The sequence below is a fragment of the Sporosarcina aquimarina genome (assembly GCF_033253705.1).
In the GTDB taxonomy this organism is placed as follows: domain Bacteria; phylum Bacillota; class Bacilli; order Bacillales_A; family Planococcaceae; genus Sporosarcina; species Sporosarcina aquimarina.
This window is the reverse complement of record NZ_JAUBDH010000002.1, coordinates 264,881-284,036: the sequence shown is the minus strand read 5'-3', so window position 1 is coordinate 284,036 and position 19,156 is coordinate 264,881. Positions and strand designations below refer to the sequence as shown.

At 41.3% G+C, this 19,156-nt stretch carries 17 protein-coding genes; all 17 read left to right on the top strand.

Going from position 1 to position 19,156, the window contains the following annotated elements; all coding sequences use genetic code 11:
* Positions 1-3: 3 nt before the first annotated feature.
* The 17 genes from QT716_RS04010 to QT716_RS03930 all read left to right on the top strand — a co-directional run bounded on the left by QT716_RS04010 (position 4) and on the right by QT716_RS03930 (position 19,151).
* Positions 4-525, top strand: a complete 522-nt coding sequence (locus QT716_RS04010; protein WP_317934631.1) for a hypothetical protein — start codon at positions 4-6, stop codon at positions 523-525.
* Between the two features lie 141 nt (positions 526-666).
* Positions 667-1,401 carry a 30S ribosomal protein S2 gene (rpsB, locus tag QT716_RS04005; RefSeq protein WP_317934629.1) on the top strand — a complete coding sequence of 245 codons (735 nt, stop codon included), beginning with the start codon at positions 667-669 and terminating at the stop codon, positions 1,399-1,401.
* 95 nt (positions 1,402-1,496) lie between these two features.
* Entirely contained in the window at positions 1,497-2,384 is an 888-nt protein-coding gene (gene tsf / locus QT716_RS04000) for a translation elongation factor Ts (RefSeq protein ID WP_317934628.1), read from the top strand.
* 76 nt (positions 2,385-2,460) lie between these two features.
* Positions 2,461-3,183, top strand: a complete 723-nt coding sequence (gene pyrH / locus QT716_RS03995) for a UMP kinase (RefSeq protein ID WP_317934627.1) — start codon at positions 2,461-2,463, stop codon at positions 3,181-3,183.
* A gap of 2 nt (positions 3,184-3,185) precedes the next feature.
* The gene (gene frr, locus QT716_RS03990) at positions 3,186-3,743 is read left to right on the top strand and encodes a ribosome recycling factor (protein WP_317934626.1); all 558 of its coding nucleotides are present in this window, start codon (positions 3,186-3,188) and stop codon (positions 3,741-3,743) included.
* A 127-nt stretch (positions 3,744-3,870) separates the two neighbouring features.
* Positions 3,871-4,665: an isoprenyl transferase gene (locus QT716_RS03985; protein ID WP_317934625.1), complete on the top strand. Its 795-nt coding sequence runs from the start codon at positions 3,871-3,873 to the stop codon at positions 4,663-4,665.
* Positions 4,662-5,456 carry a phosphatidate cytidylyltransferase gene (locus QT716_RS03980; RefSeq protein ID WP_317934623.1) on the top strand — a complete coding sequence of 265 codons (795 nt, stop codon included), beginning with the start codon at positions 4,662-4,664 and terminating at the stop codon, positions 5,454-5,456. The genes QT716_RS03985 and QT716_RS03980 overlap by 4 nt, the downstream gene beginning before the upstream one ends.
* An 18-nt stretch (positions 5,457-5,474) precedes the next feature.
* A complete protein-coding gene (locus tag QT716_RS03975; protein ID WP_317934622.1) occupies positions 5,475-6,623 on the top strand; it encodes a 1-deoxy-D-xylulose-5-phosphate reductoisomerase in 1,149 nt (382 codons plus the stop codon).
* 43 nt (positions 6,624-6,666) lie between these two features.
* Positions 6,667-7,926, top strand: coding sequence for an RIP metalloprotease RseP (gene rseP, locus QT716_RS03970; protein WP_317934620.1), 1,260 nt, complete (start codon positions 6,667-6,669; stop codon positions 7,924-7,926).
* Positions 7,927-7,971: 45 nt separating this feature from the next.
* Positions 7,972-9,573: a proline--tRNA ligase gene (locus QT716_RS03965; RefSeq protein ID WP_317934619.1), complete on the top strand. Its 1,602-nt coding sequence runs from the start codon at positions 7,972-7,974 to the stop codon at positions 9,571-9,573.
* Between the two features lie 4 nt (positions 9,574-9,577).
* Positions 9,578-13,945: a PolC-type DNA polymerase III gene (locus QT716_RS03960; RefSeq protein WP_398292291.1), complete on the top strand. Its 4,368-nt coding sequence runs from the start codon at positions 9,578-9,580 to the stop codon at positions 13,943-13,945.
* Positions 13,946-14,099: 154 nt separating this feature from the next.
* Positions 14,100-14,576 carry a ribosome maturation factor RimP gene (rimP, locus tag QT716_RS03955; RefSeq protein ID WP_317934616.1) on the top strand — a complete coding sequence of 159 codons (477 nt, stop codon included), beginning with the start codon at positions 14,100-14,102 and terminating at the stop codon, positions 14,574-14,576.
* A gap of 25 nt (positions 14,577-14,601) precedes the next feature.
* Positions 14,602-15,795, top strand: coding sequence for a transcription termination factor NusA (gene nusA, locus QT716_RS03950; RefSeq protein ID WP_317934614.1), 1,194 nt, complete (start codon positions 14,602-14,604; stop codon positions 15,793-15,795).
* 27 nt (positions 15,796-15,822) lie between these two features.
* Positions 15,823-16,104, top strand: coding sequence for an RNase P modulator RnpM (gene rnpM / locus QT716_RS03945; RefSeq protein ID WP_317934612.1), 282 nt, complete (start codon positions 15,823-15,825; stop codon positions 16,102-16,104).
* Positions 16,101-16,415, top strand: coding sequence for a YlxQ family RNA-binding protein (locus tag QT716_RS03940; RefSeq protein WP_317934611.1), 315 nt, complete (start codon positions 16,101-16,103; stop codon positions 16,413-16,415). The genes rnpM and QT716_RS03940 overlap by 4 nt, the downstream gene beginning before the upstream one ends.
* A 13-nt stretch (positions 16,416-16,428) precedes the next feature.
* Positions 16,429-18,873: a translation initiation factor IF-2 gene (gene infB / locus QT716_RS03935; protein WP_317934609.1), complete on the top strand. Its 2,445-nt coding sequence runs from the start codon at positions 16,429-16,431 to the stop codon at positions 18,871-18,873.
* Entirely contained in the window at positions 18,870-19,151 is a 282-nt protein-coding gene (locus QT716_RS03930; protein ID WP_317934608.1) for a DUF503 domain-containing protein, read from the top strand. The genes infB and QT716_RS03930 overlap by 4 nt, the downstream gene beginning before the upstream one ends.
* The last annotated feature ends 5 nt before the right edge of the window (positions 19,152-19,156 follow it).

Below are 19,156 nucleotides of genomic sequence, written 5' to 3'. Positions count from 1 at the left end.
AATATGACAGGTATCTTAATCGCTGTGCTTTTTGTACTCCAAATAGCTGGATTCTATATGATCGTTTTACTCTATTTGAGAGCCGCCAAGGTGGACGAAACAGAAAGAAAGCAAAAACAAATTATGAAAGAGATGGAAGACAGTTTTGCCCTATATATTTCTGAAATAAAGGAAGAGAATGAACGACTGATTCAACAGTTGTCGAAACATAGGGAAGATAAAAGTGAAATGACATTTGAATCGAAAACAATTCAAACGGATTATAGGGACGAAGTAGCCGCCGCTTCTTCTTATTTTAATACAAAGCCTTCAACTTCAAAAGTCTTGAATTCGTATCGCACTTCACAGCAGCAAGCATCATCTGCTAATGTCGATTCGCTCTTCATTAGTGATAATCGAGCAAAAGAAACTGAATTTGAAAAAGTATACAGACTTAGCGAACAAGGATTAACGACAACAGAAATTGCAAGCCAACTAGGAAAAGGAAAAACGGAAGTTGAACTTATCATGAAGTTTAAAGAATAACTGTTGCAATGATAAGAGAGCTTGTGTTATATTAAGTAGTGGTATTACTACACACGTGTACGGACGTTTTGAGACGGTGCCGAAAGGTAGCTCTGCGGATGAAGTATACGGAGGAATCCAACCAAACAGGAGGCAATAATTATGTCAGTAATTTCAATGAAACAATTACTCGAAGCAGGTGTACATTTCGGACACCAAACACGTCGCTGGAACCCAAAAATGAAGAAATTCATCTTTGTTGAGCGTAACGGAATCTACATCATCGATCTACAAAAAACAGTTAAAAAGCTTGAAGAAGCTTATAACTTCATGCGTCAAGTTGGCGCTGACGGCGGAAAAGTTCTTTTCGTTGGTACTAAAAAACAAGCACAAGATGCTATCAAAGAAGAAGCAGAACGTGCTGGAATGTACTATATCAACCAACGTTGGTTGGGCGGTACTTTGACAAACTTCGGTACAATTCAAAAGCGTATCAGCCGTATGAAACAAATTGAGAAAATGGAAGAAGACGGTACATTCGACGTACTTCCAAAGAAAGAAGTTTCTCAACTTAAAAAAGAACACGAACGTCTAATTAAATTCCTAGGCGGAATTCGTGACATGAAATCAATTCCAGACGTAATCTACGTAGTAGATCCACGTAAAGAGCGCATCGCTGTTGCGGAAGCTCATAAATTGAATATCCCACTTGTTGGTATCGTTGATACAAACTGCGATCCTGATGAGATTGACTACGTCATCCCAGCAAATGATGATGCAATCCGTGCGGTACGCCTTTTGACTAGCAAAATGGCAGATGCATTGCTTGAATCTAAACAAGGTGAAGACGAAGAAGCTGCTCAAGCAGAACAAACAGAAGCAGTTACTGCAGAGTAACTGAAAAATCAAAGACGATAAGCGGCCAATCCCCTTATCGTCTTTTTTAGAGAAATAAACTAAAAAATTAATAGTTTTTATAGGAGGAATTCAACATGGCAGTTACAGCACAAATGGTAAAAGAACTTCGTGAAAAAACAGGCGCTGGAATGATGGATTGTAAAAAAGCTCTTACAGAAGTAAATGGAGATATGGACGCTGCATTAGACTTTTTGCGTGAAAAAGGTCTTTCAAGCGCTGCGAAAAAGGCAGATCGTATTGCGGCTGAAGGAACAACAACAATTGAAGTTCGCGGAAACGAAGCAATTATTCTTGAAATTAATGCTGAAACAGATTTCGTTGCGAAAAACGAAGCTTTCCAAACATTGGTTAAAGAAATCTCTGATCACTTGCTCTCTACAAAGCCTTCATCTGTAGAAGAAGCTACTGCTTCAACTATGGAGAACGGTCTTGTTGTCGCTGACTACATTTCGAACGCAATCGCGAAGATCGGTGAGAAGATTACTCTTCGCCGATTTGAAATCCGCACAAAAACTGATAACGATGCTTTCGGTGCTTACCTTCACATGGGTGGACGTATTTCTGTTCTTACAACACTTGAAGGCACTACAGACGAAGAAGCTGCAAAAGACGTTGCAATGCACATCGCTGCAATGAATCCTAAATACGTTTCTCATGATCAAATTTCTGAAGAAGAAATCGAGCATGAGCGTAAAGTTCTTACTGAACAAGCTCTTAACGAAGGCAAGCCTGAGAATATTGTTGCTAAAATGGTTGAAGGACGTCTTCGTAAGTACTTTGAAGAGATTTGTGTTCTTGATCAGGCATTCGTTAAAAATTCCGATCAAACAGTTGGAGAGTTCGTTACATCAACTGGCGGTAAATTAACAGAGTTCATTCGTTATGAAGTTGGCGAAGGAATTGAAAAGCGTGAAGATAACTTTGCTGATGAAGTTATGAGCCAAGTGAACAAAGGAAACTAATTTAACTCATACTAATGGTAGGGGACACATTTTGTGTTCCCTATTTTTAAGAAAACCAAGAAGATGGGGGATACATATGAACACTCCAAAATATAAACGAATCGTGTTAAAATTAAGTGGCGAGGCACTCGCTGGACAACAAGGATTTGGTCTTTCCCCGGAAATTGTTAAATCGGTTGCAATTCAAGTAAAAGAAGTTTTAGATCTTGGTGTTGAAGTGACGGTTGTTGTAGGTGGAGGTAACATCTGGCGCGGTAAAGTCGGAAGCGAAATGGGTATGGATAGAACGACTGCCGACTATATGGGCATGCTTGCAACAGTAATGAACGCCTTAGCACTTCAAGATGCAATTGAAAAGTTAGGTGCAGAGTCTCGTGTTATGTCGTCCATCGATATGCGTCAAGTTGCCGAACCTTATATTCGCCGGAAGGCAATTCGTCATTTAGAGAAGAAACGAGTTGTGATTTTTGCAGCAGGAACAGGGAACCCTTATTTCTCTACAGATACAACTGCGGCACTTCGTGCAGCTGAAATTGAGGCAGATGTCATCTTAATGGGTAAAAATAATGTGGATGGTGTGTACTCAGCAGATCCAATGATTGATACTAGTGCTGTGAAGTTTGAGCAGCTAACGTATATCGAAGTCATCAGTAAAGGACTGCAAGTAATGGATGCAACGGCTTCCACACTCTGTATGGACAATGATATACCACTCGTAGTATTCTCAATTATGGAAGAAGGAAATATAAAAAAGGCTGTATGTGGTGAAACAATCGGTACAGTCGTCGGGAGGAACTAAACATGCCGAAAGCAGTAATGGGTCAAACAACCGAAAGAATGGAAAAAGCAATTAGTTCACTAGGAAGAGAACTTGCTTCAATTCGTGCAGGACGTGCCAATGCTTCATTGTTGGACCGTATTTCAGTTGAATACTATGGTGCACCGACACCCCTTAACCAAATGGCCGGAATTTCGGTTCCTGAAGCACGTCTTATGGTAATACAGCCTTACGACAAAACTACGTTAGGTGATATAGAAAAAGCAATTTTAAAGTCAGACATTGGAATTACACCTTCCAATGATGGATCAGTGATTCGTTTGGCTGTGCCTGCATTGACTGAAGAGCGCCGTAAAGAACTCGTTAAAGAGGTCAAAAAAGACGCTGAAGAATCTAAAATTGCAATTCGTAATATTCGCCGCGATGCTAATGACGAGTTGAAGAAACTCGAAAAAGATGGCGAAATTACAGAAGATGAATTGCGCCGTAATAACGATGAAGTCCAAAAGCTTACCGATACGTACATCTCTAAAATCGATAGCATTGCAGACGACAAAGAAAACGAAATTATGGAAATCTAAACATGAACTTTCTTTTTCAAAGGACGTCCTAATTTTAGGACGTCCTTTTTAACATGCAAATTATCCTGTATTTTGTTAGGATAAAGAGGATGAATGATTTGAAACGTCGTCGAGTGGAGGAAAAATTATGTTCGATAAACTGCTACGAAAAAAGACGACGGCTGTCCCGTCGACATTACAAGACCGGCTGACAAGTGTGAAAGAGAAGCCGATGCCTGCACATGTCGCCATTATTATGGATGGAAATGGTAGATGGGCGAAGCAACGAAAACTTCCAAGAATTGCAGGGCATCATGAGGGTATGAAAACTGTAAGGAAGACAACTTTATTTGCAAATGATTTAGGTGTTCGCGTATTGACCCTTTATGCATTTTCAACAGAGAATTGGAAACGGCCTAAACGAGAGATCGATTTCCTTATGAAACTGCCAGGAGAATTTCTAAGTACATATCTGCCGGAACTTGTTGAGAACAATGTGAAGGTTGAAATGATTGGCAGTTCGGAACTGTTGCCTTCACACACGAAAGAGGCCATAGAAAAAGCGATGGTGGCTACTGCTGAAAACGATGGCATGATTTTGAATTTTGCTATGAACTACGGAAGTCGATTTGAAATCACTGAAGCAGTGAAGACATTAGCTAACCAACTGTCAGAAGAAACCATTCAACTAGAGCAAATTACAGAAGATTCTCTTTCAGAAGCTATGATGACAGCTCATCTGCCTGATCCTGATCTTCTTATTCGGACGAGTGGAGAAGTACGTCTTTCAAACTTCATGCTATGGCAGTTAGCTTATGCTGAACTTGCATTTACAGAAGTACTTTGGCCAGACTTCAGTGAGACAGACATGCTGGAAATAATAGAAGATTATCAAAAACGCAATAGACGATTTGGAAGTCTTGAAGGGGATGAAATCAAATGAAGCAACGAATACTAACTGCTATCATAGCAGCAGCAGTTTTCATTCCTTTTGTAATTGTAGGAGGAATTCCTTTTACGGTACTTGTATACGCTATCGCTACGATAGGGCTATATGAAATTTTAAAAATGCAATCCATTAAGTTACTCTCGCCAGAGGGAATACTTACATGGCTGCTTACTGCCATTCTTTTATTACCGAATGATATAGCTCTGAGATTTTTAGGAACTATTGGATATACGAAACTTGAAGTCGCATTTATCATTATCTTGCTCTTATTGGTCTATACTGTACTTGTAAAGAATCAATTTACATTTGCGCATGCAGCTTTTTCTGTAATGTCGGCATTCTATGTAGGATTGGGATTTTTCTATCTTACCGCAACACGCGAAGCAGGCTTAATATTTATCATTTATGCACTGGTTATTGTATGGACAACAGACTCCGGAGCGTATTTCGTTGGTCGGAAAATTGGTAAAAATAAGCTTTGGCCTGATATTTCACCTAACAAAACGATAGAAGGTTTTATAGGTGGAATTATAAGCGCTGTAGTTTTTGCAATCATTTTCCAGTTAATACAGCCCGTGGCCTCATCTTATTTACTACTAATTGGTATTACTGTTATCGCTTCTATCATCGGGCAGCTGGGCGACTTAGTCGAGTCTGCTTTAAAGCGTAATTATAATGTGAAAGACTCAGGTAAATTACTGCCGGGACATGGTGGAATACTCGACCGGTTTGACAGTCTTTTATTTGTTCTGCCACTTCTACACTTGTTGCACTTTGTCAGTTAATTGAAAGGGATGTTTAGGATGAAAAAAAAGATTAGCCTGCTGGGAGCCACTGGTTCAATTGGACTACAAACACTTGAAGTACTTGCCGCCCATCCAGACCAATTTGAGCTGGTTGCACTTTCTGCTGGTCGAAATATTAATAAGGTGAGGGAAATTGCGAATTCCCATAAACCACCCCTCATATCAGTAATGGAAAAGGCAGATGCTGAAACACTGCAAAAAGAATTCCCTTCAATACGTTTTCTGCATGGCTCGGATGGGCTAGAGGAAGTGGCAGCAAATACAGGCGCGGATGTATTGCTGAATTCGGTGATAGGCAGTGTAGGACTCAAGCCGACACTTGCAGCAATTCGACAGGGGATTACTATTGCTATCGCAAATAAAGAAACACTTGTAGCTGCAGGGGAAATTGTAATGGCCGAAGCGAAGCGCTATGGCGTTTCTATTTTACCAGTAGATAGTGAGCATTCAGCAATATTTCAAGCACTTAATGGTGAAAATCCGAAATCGATTACTAGACTTGTCATTACAGCTTCCGGCGGAAGTTTCCGTGACTTAACACGCGACCAACTTGCCGATGTAACTCTTAAGCAGGCTCTGGCGCATCCGAATTGGTCAATGGGCAATAAGTTGACGATTGACTCTGCTACGATGTTCAACAAAGGCTTAGAAGTAATAGAAGCTCATCATCTCTTCAATCTTCCTTACGATCAGATTGATACACTTCTCCACAAGGAAAGTATTATTCATTCAATGGTTGAATTTGATGATACGAGTGTTATGGCCCAATTAGGGTCGCCAGATATGCGCGTGCCGATTCAATACGCCCTGTCTTATCCGGAAAGGATTCCAATGAAAAATCCACAACAGCTGAGACTTGAGCAAATTGGTACACTGCACTTTGAAACGTTAGATTTAAATCGTTATAAGGCGCTTGCTCTTGCCTATGAAGCAGGACGGACTGGAGGAACATTACCAACTGCCATGAATGCGGCAAATGAGATGGCGGTCGGACAATTCATGCAAGGGAATATCCAATTCGTACAAATAGATGAGCTTGTTGAACGTGTGATGGAGCAACATCATACAATCCATAACCCAGACTTAGAAACAATAATGGAAACCGATATACTCACTCGTAAAATCGTACATTCCATGATAAAATAAGGTATTTAGTATAACAGCCAATGAGCTGAAAAGGTGGGTATAAATGGAGACAGTTATCTCGTTCATAATTATTTTCGGCTCATTAGTATTTTTTCATGAATTTGGGCACTTCCTTTTTGCTAAAAGAGCCGGAATTATGGTTCGTGAATTTGCAATTGGGATGGGACCGAAAATAATCGGTATACAAAAAGGTGAAACACTTTACACTGTGCGATTACTTCCTCTCGGAGGGTATGTGCGGATGGCTGGAGAAGATTTTGACACTGTCGAATTACTTCCTGGTTACCGTGTAGGCTTAGTGTTAAATACAAAAGACGAAGTAACAAAAATATACTTGAATTCAAACGTATCAAACCCCGACGTACTGTTTCTTGAAACAGAAATAGCGGATTTGAATGATGAGCTATTTATCAAGGGGTACGATGAGGATGGAAGTTTAGTTCGTTTTCCGGTTTCACGTACTGCAGTGATTTACGAAAAAGGACAAAAAACTCTAATTGCTCCAAAAGACCGCCAATTCGACTCGAAGCCTTTAATGGGAAGGTTTCTTACAATTTTGGCAGGTCCCGTATTTAACTTTATTCTTTCGTTTTTCATCTTCCTTGCACTAGGTTTACTTAATGGTGTGCCTACAAATGAGCCAATCATTACAGAAGTGCAAGATAACAGCCCCGCAGCATCTGCAGGAATTGAAAAAGGTGACTACGTAAAAGTGGTAGAAGGTAAATCAGTGGAGAGTTGGACAGAGTTTACTGAACAAATCCAAGACAATCCGGGTAAATCCATGAATTTAGAAGTGGAGCGTAACGGAGAGATTGTAAATCTTAAAGTTATACCTGAAGAGATAGAAGACGCTGGACAGAAGTTCGGTCAAATTGGGGTTTACTATACGAGCCCAGTTGAAAAGAATCCTATCAAAGCCGTTGCATATGGCGCAGAACAAACATGGTTCTGGATTAAGAAAATATTTGAATTACTCGGTATGTTGATTACTGGTAAATTCACTTTAGATGCTCTATCAGGTCCAGTTGGTATTTACAAAGCGACGGAAGAAGTTGCGCAGTACGGAATATACAATCTCATGAATTGGGCAGCCGTATTAAGCATTAACTTGGGAATCATGAATCTTCTGCCTCTACCTGCTCTTGATGGCGGCCGGTTATTGTTCTTCTTATTCGAAGCGGTTCGAGGTAAACCAATCGATCGTCAAAAAGAAGGTATGGTTCACTTTGTAGGAATTATGTTGCTCATGTTACTCATGCTAGTTGTGACATGGAACGATATTCAAAAGTTCTTCTTCTAAAATAAGAAGAACTTTTTGATCAGAGAGTAATGGAGGTGACGCAAGATGAAACAATCAGGCGTATTTATACCTACTGCCGAAACTTCAAGCAACTGTCAGGCAGACCAGCTTCTTACTCAGTCGGGGTATGTGCAAGAAACCTCGGAAGGACTATACGCATACTTTCCATTAGCCAGAAAAGTCATTGAAAGCATAAAAAAAATGATTCGAGACGAAATGGAAGCTGCGAAGGTTTTGGAAGTAGATTTGCCATCCGAACAGTTTGGGCACTCAACTGGAAAGTCAGATGAAATGGTATTGCTATCACTCATTGCTAAAGAAGTGATTAGTTCTGAACAACTTCCAATTTCTGTATTCCATATGAAACAGCAAATTAGAAAAGCGAAGCCATCTAGTCATAATTCCGGTTTAATGTATTCTAAAGAGTATGCGTTAATGAGTGGATATTCATTTCACACAGATTCAGTTGAAGCGAAACAGAATGGAGCCACGCTTTATTCTGTTTTTTCTACGATTGCAACTAAAATCGGACTCCCATTCAGAGTGATTCACTCTGTGAATGAAAACGGTATAAATGAATATGAATTCATCGCATTATCGGAATGTGGTGAAGAAAAGTTTGCTATCAGTACCAATTCTTCCTATACGGAAAAAGTGGAACTTGCTGGTTCTGTCAGTGAAGAAATAGAAAATCCTGCTAAACAGAAAAAAGCAGCAAAAATTAATGGCAACGGCAGTGGGATTGACCAACTTGGTGAATTGCTGAAACTAGATCCATCCCAGTTAATAAGAGCTTATTTATATAAGGTTAAAGAAGAATCTGCAATTATTCTCATAAGGGCAGATCACCAGCTAAATGAAATGAAACTCAAAAAAAGCTTTGGGACATCAAATATAAGACGATTAGAATTCAATGAAGTTAAAGAGATTCTGGGTGTTGACGAGAAGAATTTGGGGCCCGTTCAATTACCATTTGGATTCCCAGTATATGCGGATTATGGAATATCATCTGTAGAATATGGTCTTTGTGGAGCGAACGAGAAAGATACGTTTTTAGAGAATGTCAATCCTGATCGTGATTTTACTATTGATCGTTATGTAGACATTCGATATGTCCAGGAAGGCGAGTCTTCACCAGATGGAAATGGAACACTGACTTTTGCTTCAGGCGTAACATTTGCACGTATTATCGAACCAGAACCTGTATTTACTAAGATTAATGTAGCAAATAAGGACACATTAGAAATTCTGACAGGCTATTACTATATGGATATGAACCGGCTATTCGCGGCAACAGCAGAGCATTTCAGTGATTCGCTTGGGTTGAAATGGCCAATCCAGCTTGCACCATACGACATTCATTTACTAATTGAAGATAGTCATGACGAAATGCAGCAGCAGTTGGCTGATGAGCTTCATTCAGTTATGAATGGTTATCGATATCGAGTGTTATTTGATGATCGTAATGTAAGTGCTGAAGAAAAGATTCAAACTTCAAATCAGTTGGGTATTCCAGTGCGAGTCGTGGTGGGGAAAGCCGCAACTGAAGGTTCGGTCGAGGTTACATTTAGAGCGGTTGGTGAGCCTGTATTATGGAGAAAAGAAGAAGTGACAGGAAGGCTGCAAGAATTTTTCAGAACTGAGTAAAGACATGGGAAGGCCGGATAACGGTCCTTCCCTTCTTTTTACGAGAAAGGAGAACCTCATGGACTCGAAAACAAAAATGACAATGTTGCTTCAGCAAATCGGTCTTACAGAAGACGCATTTGTAATTCACTTTGAAGGTGCAGAACTAGAACGTGTAGATATCTTTAAAAAGTCAAGAGTTTGGCAGTTCACAGCGACTCTTGAAAAACCGTTGCCGTTTGAAGTGTTCCAGCTTTTTCAAAAAAGAGTAACTGAGGCTTTTTCTAACATTGCTTCAATAAGACTGCATGTAACTACTAAAGTAGTAGAACAAAATGCGGAAATGATTCTAGCTTACTGGCCGGCAATTATAGACGAACTTGGAGATATGTCACCGCCAATTCGGGAAGCCTTAACGACACAAATGCCTGTCTTGTCTGGAGATAAGCTCACAATTTGTTGCTTGAATAATATTCAGCAGCAAACATTGAAGAACAAATACGGACACCTAATTTCGGATGCCTACCAATCATTTGGATTTGCTGGAATTTATCCTGACTTTACAGTTTCTGATGTTCCAGTTGAAGAAGAACAAGCACGTATTGCTTTCTTTGAAGAACGGAAAGCTGAGGAACAAGCTTATGCCCAGAAAGCCTTGGAAGCCATGCAACAACGTGAAACGACGAAAAAAGAAAGTGGAGAATTGCCAAGTGGTCCAATTTCACTTGGAACCCCGATTCGTGCCGATGAACCGCTTATGGAGATAAAAGAAATTCAAGATGAAGAACGCCGTGTAGCAATTGAAGGCTTTGTATTTGATGCAGAAGTCAGAGAATTACGAAGCGGACGCTCATTACTAACACTCAAAGTTACAGATTACACAGACTCCATTCTAGTGAAAATGTTCTCGCGAGATAATGAGGATGCAGAACTGATGAAAGCTCTTACTAAAGGTAAATGGGTTAGAGCCCGCGGCAGTATTCAAAATGATACATTCGTTCGTGACCTGATCATGATGGCGCAAGACATTATGGAAGTGGCACCTGTTGTGAAAAAAGATAAGGCACCTGAAGGACGTAAGCGCGCTGAATTACATACGCATACAAAGCTGAGCCAAATGGATGGTGTTTCTTCAGCAGGTGCTCTCGTTGCCCAAGCCGCAAAATGGGGACACCCTGCAATTGCAATTACAGACCACGCTAACGTCCAAGCTTTCCCAGAGGCATACAATGCTGGAAAAAAACACGGCGTAAAGGTTCTCTTTGGATTGGAAGCGAACCTCGTCGATGATGGGGTTCCAATTGTTTATGACGAACAGCATCGATTGCTTGAAGAAGATACATTTGTAGTATTTGACGTAGAGACGACAGGATTGTCAGCAGTGTACGATACGGTTATTGAACTAGCTGCAGTTCGAGTTAAAAACGGGGAAATTATTGATACATTCGAACGTTTCAGCAACCCTCATCATCCGCTGTCTTCAACAACAACTGAATTGACTGGTATTACGGATGACATGGTTAAGGATGCCCCTGAAGTTTCGGAAGTCATGAGAGATTTCATAGAATTCATTGGAGATTCTATTCTGGTTGCTCATAATGCTTCCTTTGATATGGGCTTCTTTTATGAGTCATGCAAAAAAGCAGAAATTGAGACTGCAAACTATCCTACAATCGATACTCTTGAGCTTGCACGTCTTTTATATCCTGAACTCCGAAATCACCGTCTGAACACACTGGCCAAAAAGTTCGATATCGACTTAACCCAGCATCACCGGGCCATTTACGATACTGAAGCGACTGCCCATCTATTTGTCAGACTGATGAAGGATGCGTCTGAAAAAGGAATTACTTGGCTAGACGACTTTAACAAGAACGTCGGTGAAGGGGATGCATATAAGCGTTCGCGACCTAATCATTGTACGCTTCTTGCTACAAGTGACGAAGGATTGAAGAACTTATTTAAGCTTGTTTCATTCTCTCACATGGATTATTTCTATCGAGTGCCAAGAATTCCACGATCCTTACTCGTGAAATATAGAAAAGGGCTTCTTGTCGGTTCAGGCTGCGACAAAGGGGAAGTCTTTGAAGCGCTTATGCAAAAATCGTTAGAAGAAGCTGAAGAAGTAGCTGGTTTTTATGATTATTTAGAACTTCATCCGAAACCGGTGTACAACCATTTGATTGAATTGGATCTCATCCGGGATGAATGGAATTTAGAAGATATCATGCGGAAAATGATTAAACTTGGGAAGATGACTGGACTTCCAGTAGTGGCAACAGGAAATGTTCATTATATTGATGAAACAGATGCCGCGTATCGCCAAGTGTTAGTTCGTTCGCAAGGTGGGGCAAATCCAATGAATCGTCATGAATTGCCGGCTGTCCATTTCAGAACGACCGATGAGATGCTGGAAGAATTTGCGTTTTTAGGACCAGAGACAGCTGAAAAAATAGTGATTGATAATCCTCTCGCCATCGTGGACCGTGTTGGGGATGTCAAGCCGATCAAAGATGATTTATACCCTCCGGAAATTGAGGGTGCTGATGAAGACGTGCGGAATCTAACTTATTCAATGGCACATGAAATTTATGGGGAAACATTACCTGAAATTATAGAAGCCCGGATTGAAAAAGAATTGAAATCCATCATAGGTAATGGTTTTGCTGTAATTTATTTAATCTCACATAAGTTAGTTAAAAAATCGCTTGATGATGGTTACCTTGTTGGTTCACGTGGGTCTGTAGGATCTTCTTTGGTAGCGACAATGATGGAAATCACTGAAGTGAATCCAATGCCGCCTCATTATGTATGCCCTACTTGCAAACAAGCTGAATTCTTTTCGGATGGTTCTGTTGGTTCTGGATTTGATTTGCCGGACAAAGAATGTCCAACATGTCACACTGCGTATACAAAAGATGGACACGATATCCCGTTTGAAACATTCCTAGGGTTCAACGGAGATAAAGTGCCGGATATCGATTTGAATTTCAGTGGTGAATATCAGGGCAAGGCACACAACTATACGAAAGAACTATTTGGTGAAGATTATGTCTATCGTGCAGGAACGATTGGTACAGTTGCCGAAAAAACTGCATACGGTTATGTGCGTGGGTATATGAATGACAATGGTATCAATTTAAGAGGCGCGGAAATAGATCGGCTAGTTCAAGGGTGTACTGGCGTCAAGCGAAATACAGGACAACACCCAGGCGGAATTATTGTTGTACCGGACAACATGGATATCTTTGATTTCACACCGATTCAATTTCCGGCAGATGATGTAGGTTCGAGTTGGAAAACGACTCACTTTGACTTTCACTCCATCGATAATAACTTGCTGAAACTGGATATCCTAGGTCACGATGATCCAACGATGATTAAAATGTTGGAAGATTTGTCTGGAATGGATCCCAAGACTATTCCGCCCGATGATCCAGGAGTTATGGCGTTATTCAGCGGGACAGAGTCGCTTGGCGTTACTGAGGAGCAAATTAACTGTAAAACAGGTACTCTTGGTGTACCGGAATTCGGTACTCGATTCGTTCGTCAAATGCTTGAAGAAACAAAACCATCTACCTTCTCTGAACTGATTCAGATATCTGGATTGTCTCATGGAACTGACGTATGGCTTGGCAATGCGCAGGAATTAATCCAAAACAAAACTTGTGTACTAGCTGAAGTAATTGGGTGCCGTGATGATATCATGGTGTATTTAATCTACCAAGGACTCGAACCTGCAATTGCATTTAAGATTATGGAGTTTGTACGAAAAGGAAAAGGGTTAACGCCGGAGTTTGAAGAAGAAATGAAAAAGAACAATGTACCGGCTTGGTATATTGCTTCATGTAAAAAAATTAAGTACATGTTCCCAAAGGCTCACGCAGCTGCTTATGTGTTGATGGCCCTTCGTATTGCTTACTTTAAAGTTCATCATCCTATTATGTATTACGCAACTTACTTTACTGTAAGAGCAACCGATTACGATTTAGCAACGATGATTAAAGGGTCTGCGTCAATCCGTGTTAAAGCGAAAGAGATTTACGACAAAGGACTAGATGCTTCCCCTAAAGAAAAAAGCTTAGTAACTGTATTGGAAATCGCACTTGAAATGTGTGAACGAGGATTTTCGTTTGCTAAGCCGGATTTGTACAAGTCATCGGCTACTGAATTTATCATCGACGGCAATACGCTGATACCGCCATTTAACGCGATTCCTTCTCTAGGCACAAACGTTGCAAACACAATTGTGGAAGTAAGAGAGGATGGAGAGTTTCTATCGAAAGAAGATCTCCAGAGACGGGGCAGGGTATCGAAAACGGTGACAGAATATATGGACACGCTAGGATGCTTAGATGGATTACCGGAAATGAACCAGCTGTCATTGTTCTGACGTACATCTAGAAAATTTGCGCGGGGTATGAACGTATGGTACAATTGAAACAACTTTTGCTATAGTCTTTCGCGAAAAGAGTGGGATTCCCCGCTCTTTTCTGTTGTCTGCCGTTATTATGTCAGCAAATTAGAACCTGCAAGGGAGGGGTAAGATGAGTAAAATTACTGAAGAAGTTGAAGAGTTAGTTCTTCCTATAGTCGATGAGTTGAAACTTGAACTAGTAGACATTGAGTTTTTAAAAGAAGGACGAGATTGGTTCTTGCGCGTTTACATCGACACGCAGGATGGAAGTATCGATATTGACCAATGCGCGCAAGTTAGTGAGCGTCTTAGCGAAGAATTAGATCGAACAGATCCGATTCCGCAAAACTACTTTTTAGAAGTTTCTTCTCCTGGAGCAGAACGTCCGCTTAAGAAAGAGGAAGACTTTGTAAAAGCGGTCGGTCAATATATTTACGTAAAAACTTATGAACCAATTGATGGTAAAAAGGAATTCGAAGGACATCTATTGTCCAACGAATCAGATGTAATTGAACTTCAAATCCGTATTAAAACTCGTACGTTGACAGTCAGAATTGACAAACAAAAGATTGCTGTTGCACGATATGCAATCGACTTTTCTGCATAATTGAATCATTCAGGAGTGATGAAGAATGAGTAGTGATCTGCTCGATGCACTTACAGCTTTGGAAAAGCAAAAAGGAATATCCCGGGAAATACTAGTCGACGCAATTGAAGCAGCATTAGTAACAGCATATAAGCGCAATTTCAATCAGGCTCAAAACGTTCGAGTTGACCTGAATTTAGGTCAGGGAACAATTAAAGTCTATTCACGAAAAGATGTAGTAGAAGAAGAAGTACAAGACGACCGTCTGCAAATTTCATTGGAAGATGCGTTGCTTATCAACCCAGCATATGAAGCGGGAGACATTGTTGAGCAAGAAGTGACTCCGCGTGACTTTGGTCGAATTGCAGCACAAACAGCAAAACAAGTCGTTACACAACGGGTACGCGAAGCAGAACGCGGTCTGATTTACGAGGAGTACATTGATCGTGAAGACGATATCGTAAACGGAATTGTTGAACGATTCGATGCTCGCAATCTATACGTAGGACTAGGTAAAGTGGAGGCTGTTCTGCCGATGACAGAGCAAATCCCTTCTGAATCATACAACCCTCATGAACGCATTAAAGTGTATATCACGAAAGTTGAACGTACTTCACGGGGGCCGCAAGTATTCGTATCGCGTACACATCCGGGGCTATTGCGCCGTTTATTCGAGATGGAAGTACCTGAAATCTTTGAAGGCATCGTAGAAATTAAATCGATTGCAAGAGAAGCGGGAGATCGCTCTAAAATCTCTGTTTATACTTCCAGTGAAGAAGTGGACCCAGTAGGTTCTTGTGTAGGTGCACGCGGTGCACGTGTTCAATCGATTTCCAACGAACTTCATGGAGAAAAAGTGGATATTGTAGAATGGTCAGAAGATCCAGTAGTCTTTGTAGCGAACGCCCTTAGCCCTTCAAAGGTTTTGGACGTTCAAGTCAAAGAAGAAGATCGTTCCACTACTGTTGTCGTTCCAGACTATCAATTATCACTGGCAATCGGTAAACGCGGTCAAAATGCTCGCTTAGCAGCAAAATTGACTGGCTGGAAAATCGATATCAAAAGTGAAACAGATGCTCGTGAACTAGGAATTTATCCTCGCTTCGAAGAAGAGCTAGATGAATCTGCGGTTGATTCTGAAGTGGTAGATGTGTATTCAGACGATGAAGCGCAACATGAACCAAATAAAGATTTACAAGAAAATAACGAAACAATTGACTTGTATCAAGACGAAAATTAATACGGAGTCATGAAAGGGTGCATACGCATGGCAGTCAACAAAAGAAAAGTGCCGTTGCGCAAGTGTGCAGCTACTGGAGACATGTTTCCTAAAAAGGAAATGATCCGGATTGTCCGCACAAAAGAAGGGGAAATATCAGTCGATTTGACTGGTAAGAAATCTGGACGCGGGACATATGTATCGAAATCTGAAGCTGCTGTTGAAAAAGCAAAAATGACTCATGCAATCGAGAGTCAGCTAGGCAGTGCTGTTCCAGAACAGGTGTATGATGATTTATTACACGCGATTCGGAGAGAGGCTATTAAATGATTTCAACAGAAACAAAAATATATCAATTACTTGGGTTAGCCGCTCGTGCTAGGAAACTAACTACGGGTGAAGAACTTGTAGTGTCAGAAGTTCGAGCACAGCAGGCGAAACTTGTTATACTATCAGAAGATGCATCTGACAATACGATGAAAAAACTGTCAGACAAATGTAATAGCTACAACGTTGAGAAGCATGTTTTCGGGAGCCGCGAAGCACTCGGGCATGCAATCGGAAAAGAGTCGCGAGTTGTCCTCGCGGTAACGGACAGTGGTTTTGCCAAAAAGCTGTCTGGGCTCCTCAACGAACTATAACGGGGGTGGGCTAATGACGAAAATACGTGTACATGAATACGCGAAGAAGGTTAACAAATCTAGCAAAGAAGTCATTGAAGAACTTGGTAAGATGAATGTGGAAGTTACAAATCACATGTCAACGATCGATCCGGGCTCAGCAGAAAAGTTAGATAAGAAGTTTTCACCTGCAAATAATAACAAATCTACTACAAAGAGTTCACCGCGTCCGCAGGGACAAAACTCAAACCGTCCGCAAGGTCAAACTCAAACGGGTAATCGCCCGCAAAGCCAAACTGGCAATCGTCCACAAGGACAAAGCAACAATCGTCCACAAGGACAAAACGGCAGCCGTTCACAAGGACAAAGCCAAACATCAAACAATCGCTCACAAAGCGGACAATCTGCAAATCGTCCACAGGGACAAAATAGTAATCGCCCACAAGGCCAAACTGGCAACCGTCCACAGGGGCAAGGCAACAACACGAATCGTCCACAAGGACAATCAACCAACCGTCCAGCAACTGCTGGATCCAATACAAGCCAAGGTGGGCAAAATCGTCCGAACCAAGGACCTTCATCACAAAACCGTCAAGGCGGTGGAGGCAACCGTCGTGGAGGCCGTCCGCCTGCTAGAGGTATTAACCAAGGACGACGCAGACATCGTCCAGCGAACCCAATGCCAAAAGTAGAGAAGCCATTGCCGGAAAAAATCACGTTTTATGAGTCTTTATCTGTTGGTGAACTAGCGAACAAACTTGGACGTGAACCTTCTGAAATCATTAAGAAGCTCTTCCTTCTAGGCGTAATGGCTACTATAAACCAAGAATTAGACAAAGATGCAATTGAACTAATATGTGCGGAGTATGACGTAGAAGTAGAAGAGGAAATCCGTATCGATGTTACTGACCTTGAAATTTACTTCGAAGATCCAGATTCAGACGAAGATGAAGCTGAATCAGCAACTGAAGCGATTGAGCGTCCTCCAGTTGTAACAATTATGGGACACGTTGACCACGGTAAAACTACTTTGCTCGATTCCATCCGTGATACTAAGGTAACTCAAGGAGAAGCAGGCGGGATCACTCAGCATATTGGTGCTTATCAAATTGAGTCTAACGGCAAGAAGATTACATTCCTTGATACTCCTGGACACGCAGCATTCACAACTATGCGTGCTCGCGGTGCGAAGGTTACAGATTTAACTATATTAGTAGTGGCAGCTGATGACGGTGTTATGCCGCAAACTGTAGAAGCGATTAGCCATGCCAAAGCAGCTGAAGTGCCAATAATTGTAGCAGTGAATAAGATGGATAAACCATCTGCTAACCCTGATCGTGTTATGCAAGAGTTGACAGAACATGGCTTAGTACCAGAAGCGTGGGGCGGGGACACAATTTTTGTTCCAATTTCGGCGTTGAAAGGCGAAGGAATTGATCAACTAATCGAAATGATTTTACTAGTAGCTGAAGTCGGCGAACTTAAAGCAGATCCTAAAGTTCGTGCAAAAGGTACAGTTATTGAAGCGCAACTAGACCGCGGTCGTGGAGCAGTTGCTACATTACTCGTCCAAGATGGTACTCTTCACGTTGGAGATCCAATCGTTGTAGGTAACACTTATGGTCGTGTGCGTGCAATGATCAATGACGTAGGCCGTCGTGTTAAAGAAGTCGGTCCTTCAGCGCCAGTTGAAATCACTGGACTTAGCAATGTGCCTCAAGCAGGTGATCGTTTCGTTGTCTTTAAAGATGAGAAAACAGCTCGCCAAATCGGTGAAACCCGTGCTGGAGAAGCAATCCAAGAACAGCGTACCGAAAAAGCACGCGTAACATTGGATAACCTGTTTGAACAGATGAAAGAAGGCGAAATGAAAGAAATCAACCTGATCGTTAAAGCAGACGTTCAAGGTACTGTAGAAGCGATGGCAGCATCTCTTATGAAGATCGATGTAGAAGGTGTTAATGTTAAAATCATTCACACTGGTGCCGGAGCTATTAACGAGTCTGACATTTCTCTTGCTGCGGCATCGAATGCGATTGTCATCGGATTTAACGTACGTCCGGATGTCAATGCGAAACGTGCTGCTGATGAAGAAGGAGTAGACGTTCGTCTGCACCGCGTCATTTATAAAGTTGTAGAAGAAATTGAATCTGCAATGAAAGGACTTCTCGATCCAGAATTTGAAGAGAAAGTCATCGGGCAGGTTGAAGTTCGTGAAACGTTCAAGGTATCTAAAGTGGGTACAATCGCTGGTAGTTATGTCACTGATGGTAAAATCTCAAGAGATTCGGGTGTCCGTATCTACCGTGATAACATTATGATATTTGAAGGCGAACTTGATACACTGAAACGTTTTAAAGACGATGCAAAAGAAGTTGCTAAAGGGTATGAATGTGGTATTACCATTAAGAACTTCAATGATATTAAAGAAGGCGACATTATCGAAGCCTACATCATGCAAGAAGTTAAGCGCGTGTGATTGTTTCTGCAGAGTGTTCGTTCATTATTCCGATGGCGGCTTCTCTCAAAGACAAACGATCTGTGCTAAAGCGTATGATAGATCGAGTTAAAAATGGGTATAATGTTTCTATTGCCGAATTGGACCACCAGGATCTTTGGCAGCGTACAACGATTGGGATTGTTGCCATATCATCTTCCACAGATGTTGCGGAGCGAGAAATTCGTCGTGTACAAAAGTTTCTGGAATCCAATCCGGAATGGGAACTAACTGAAATACAGATAGATTATCCAGGATAGTGAAG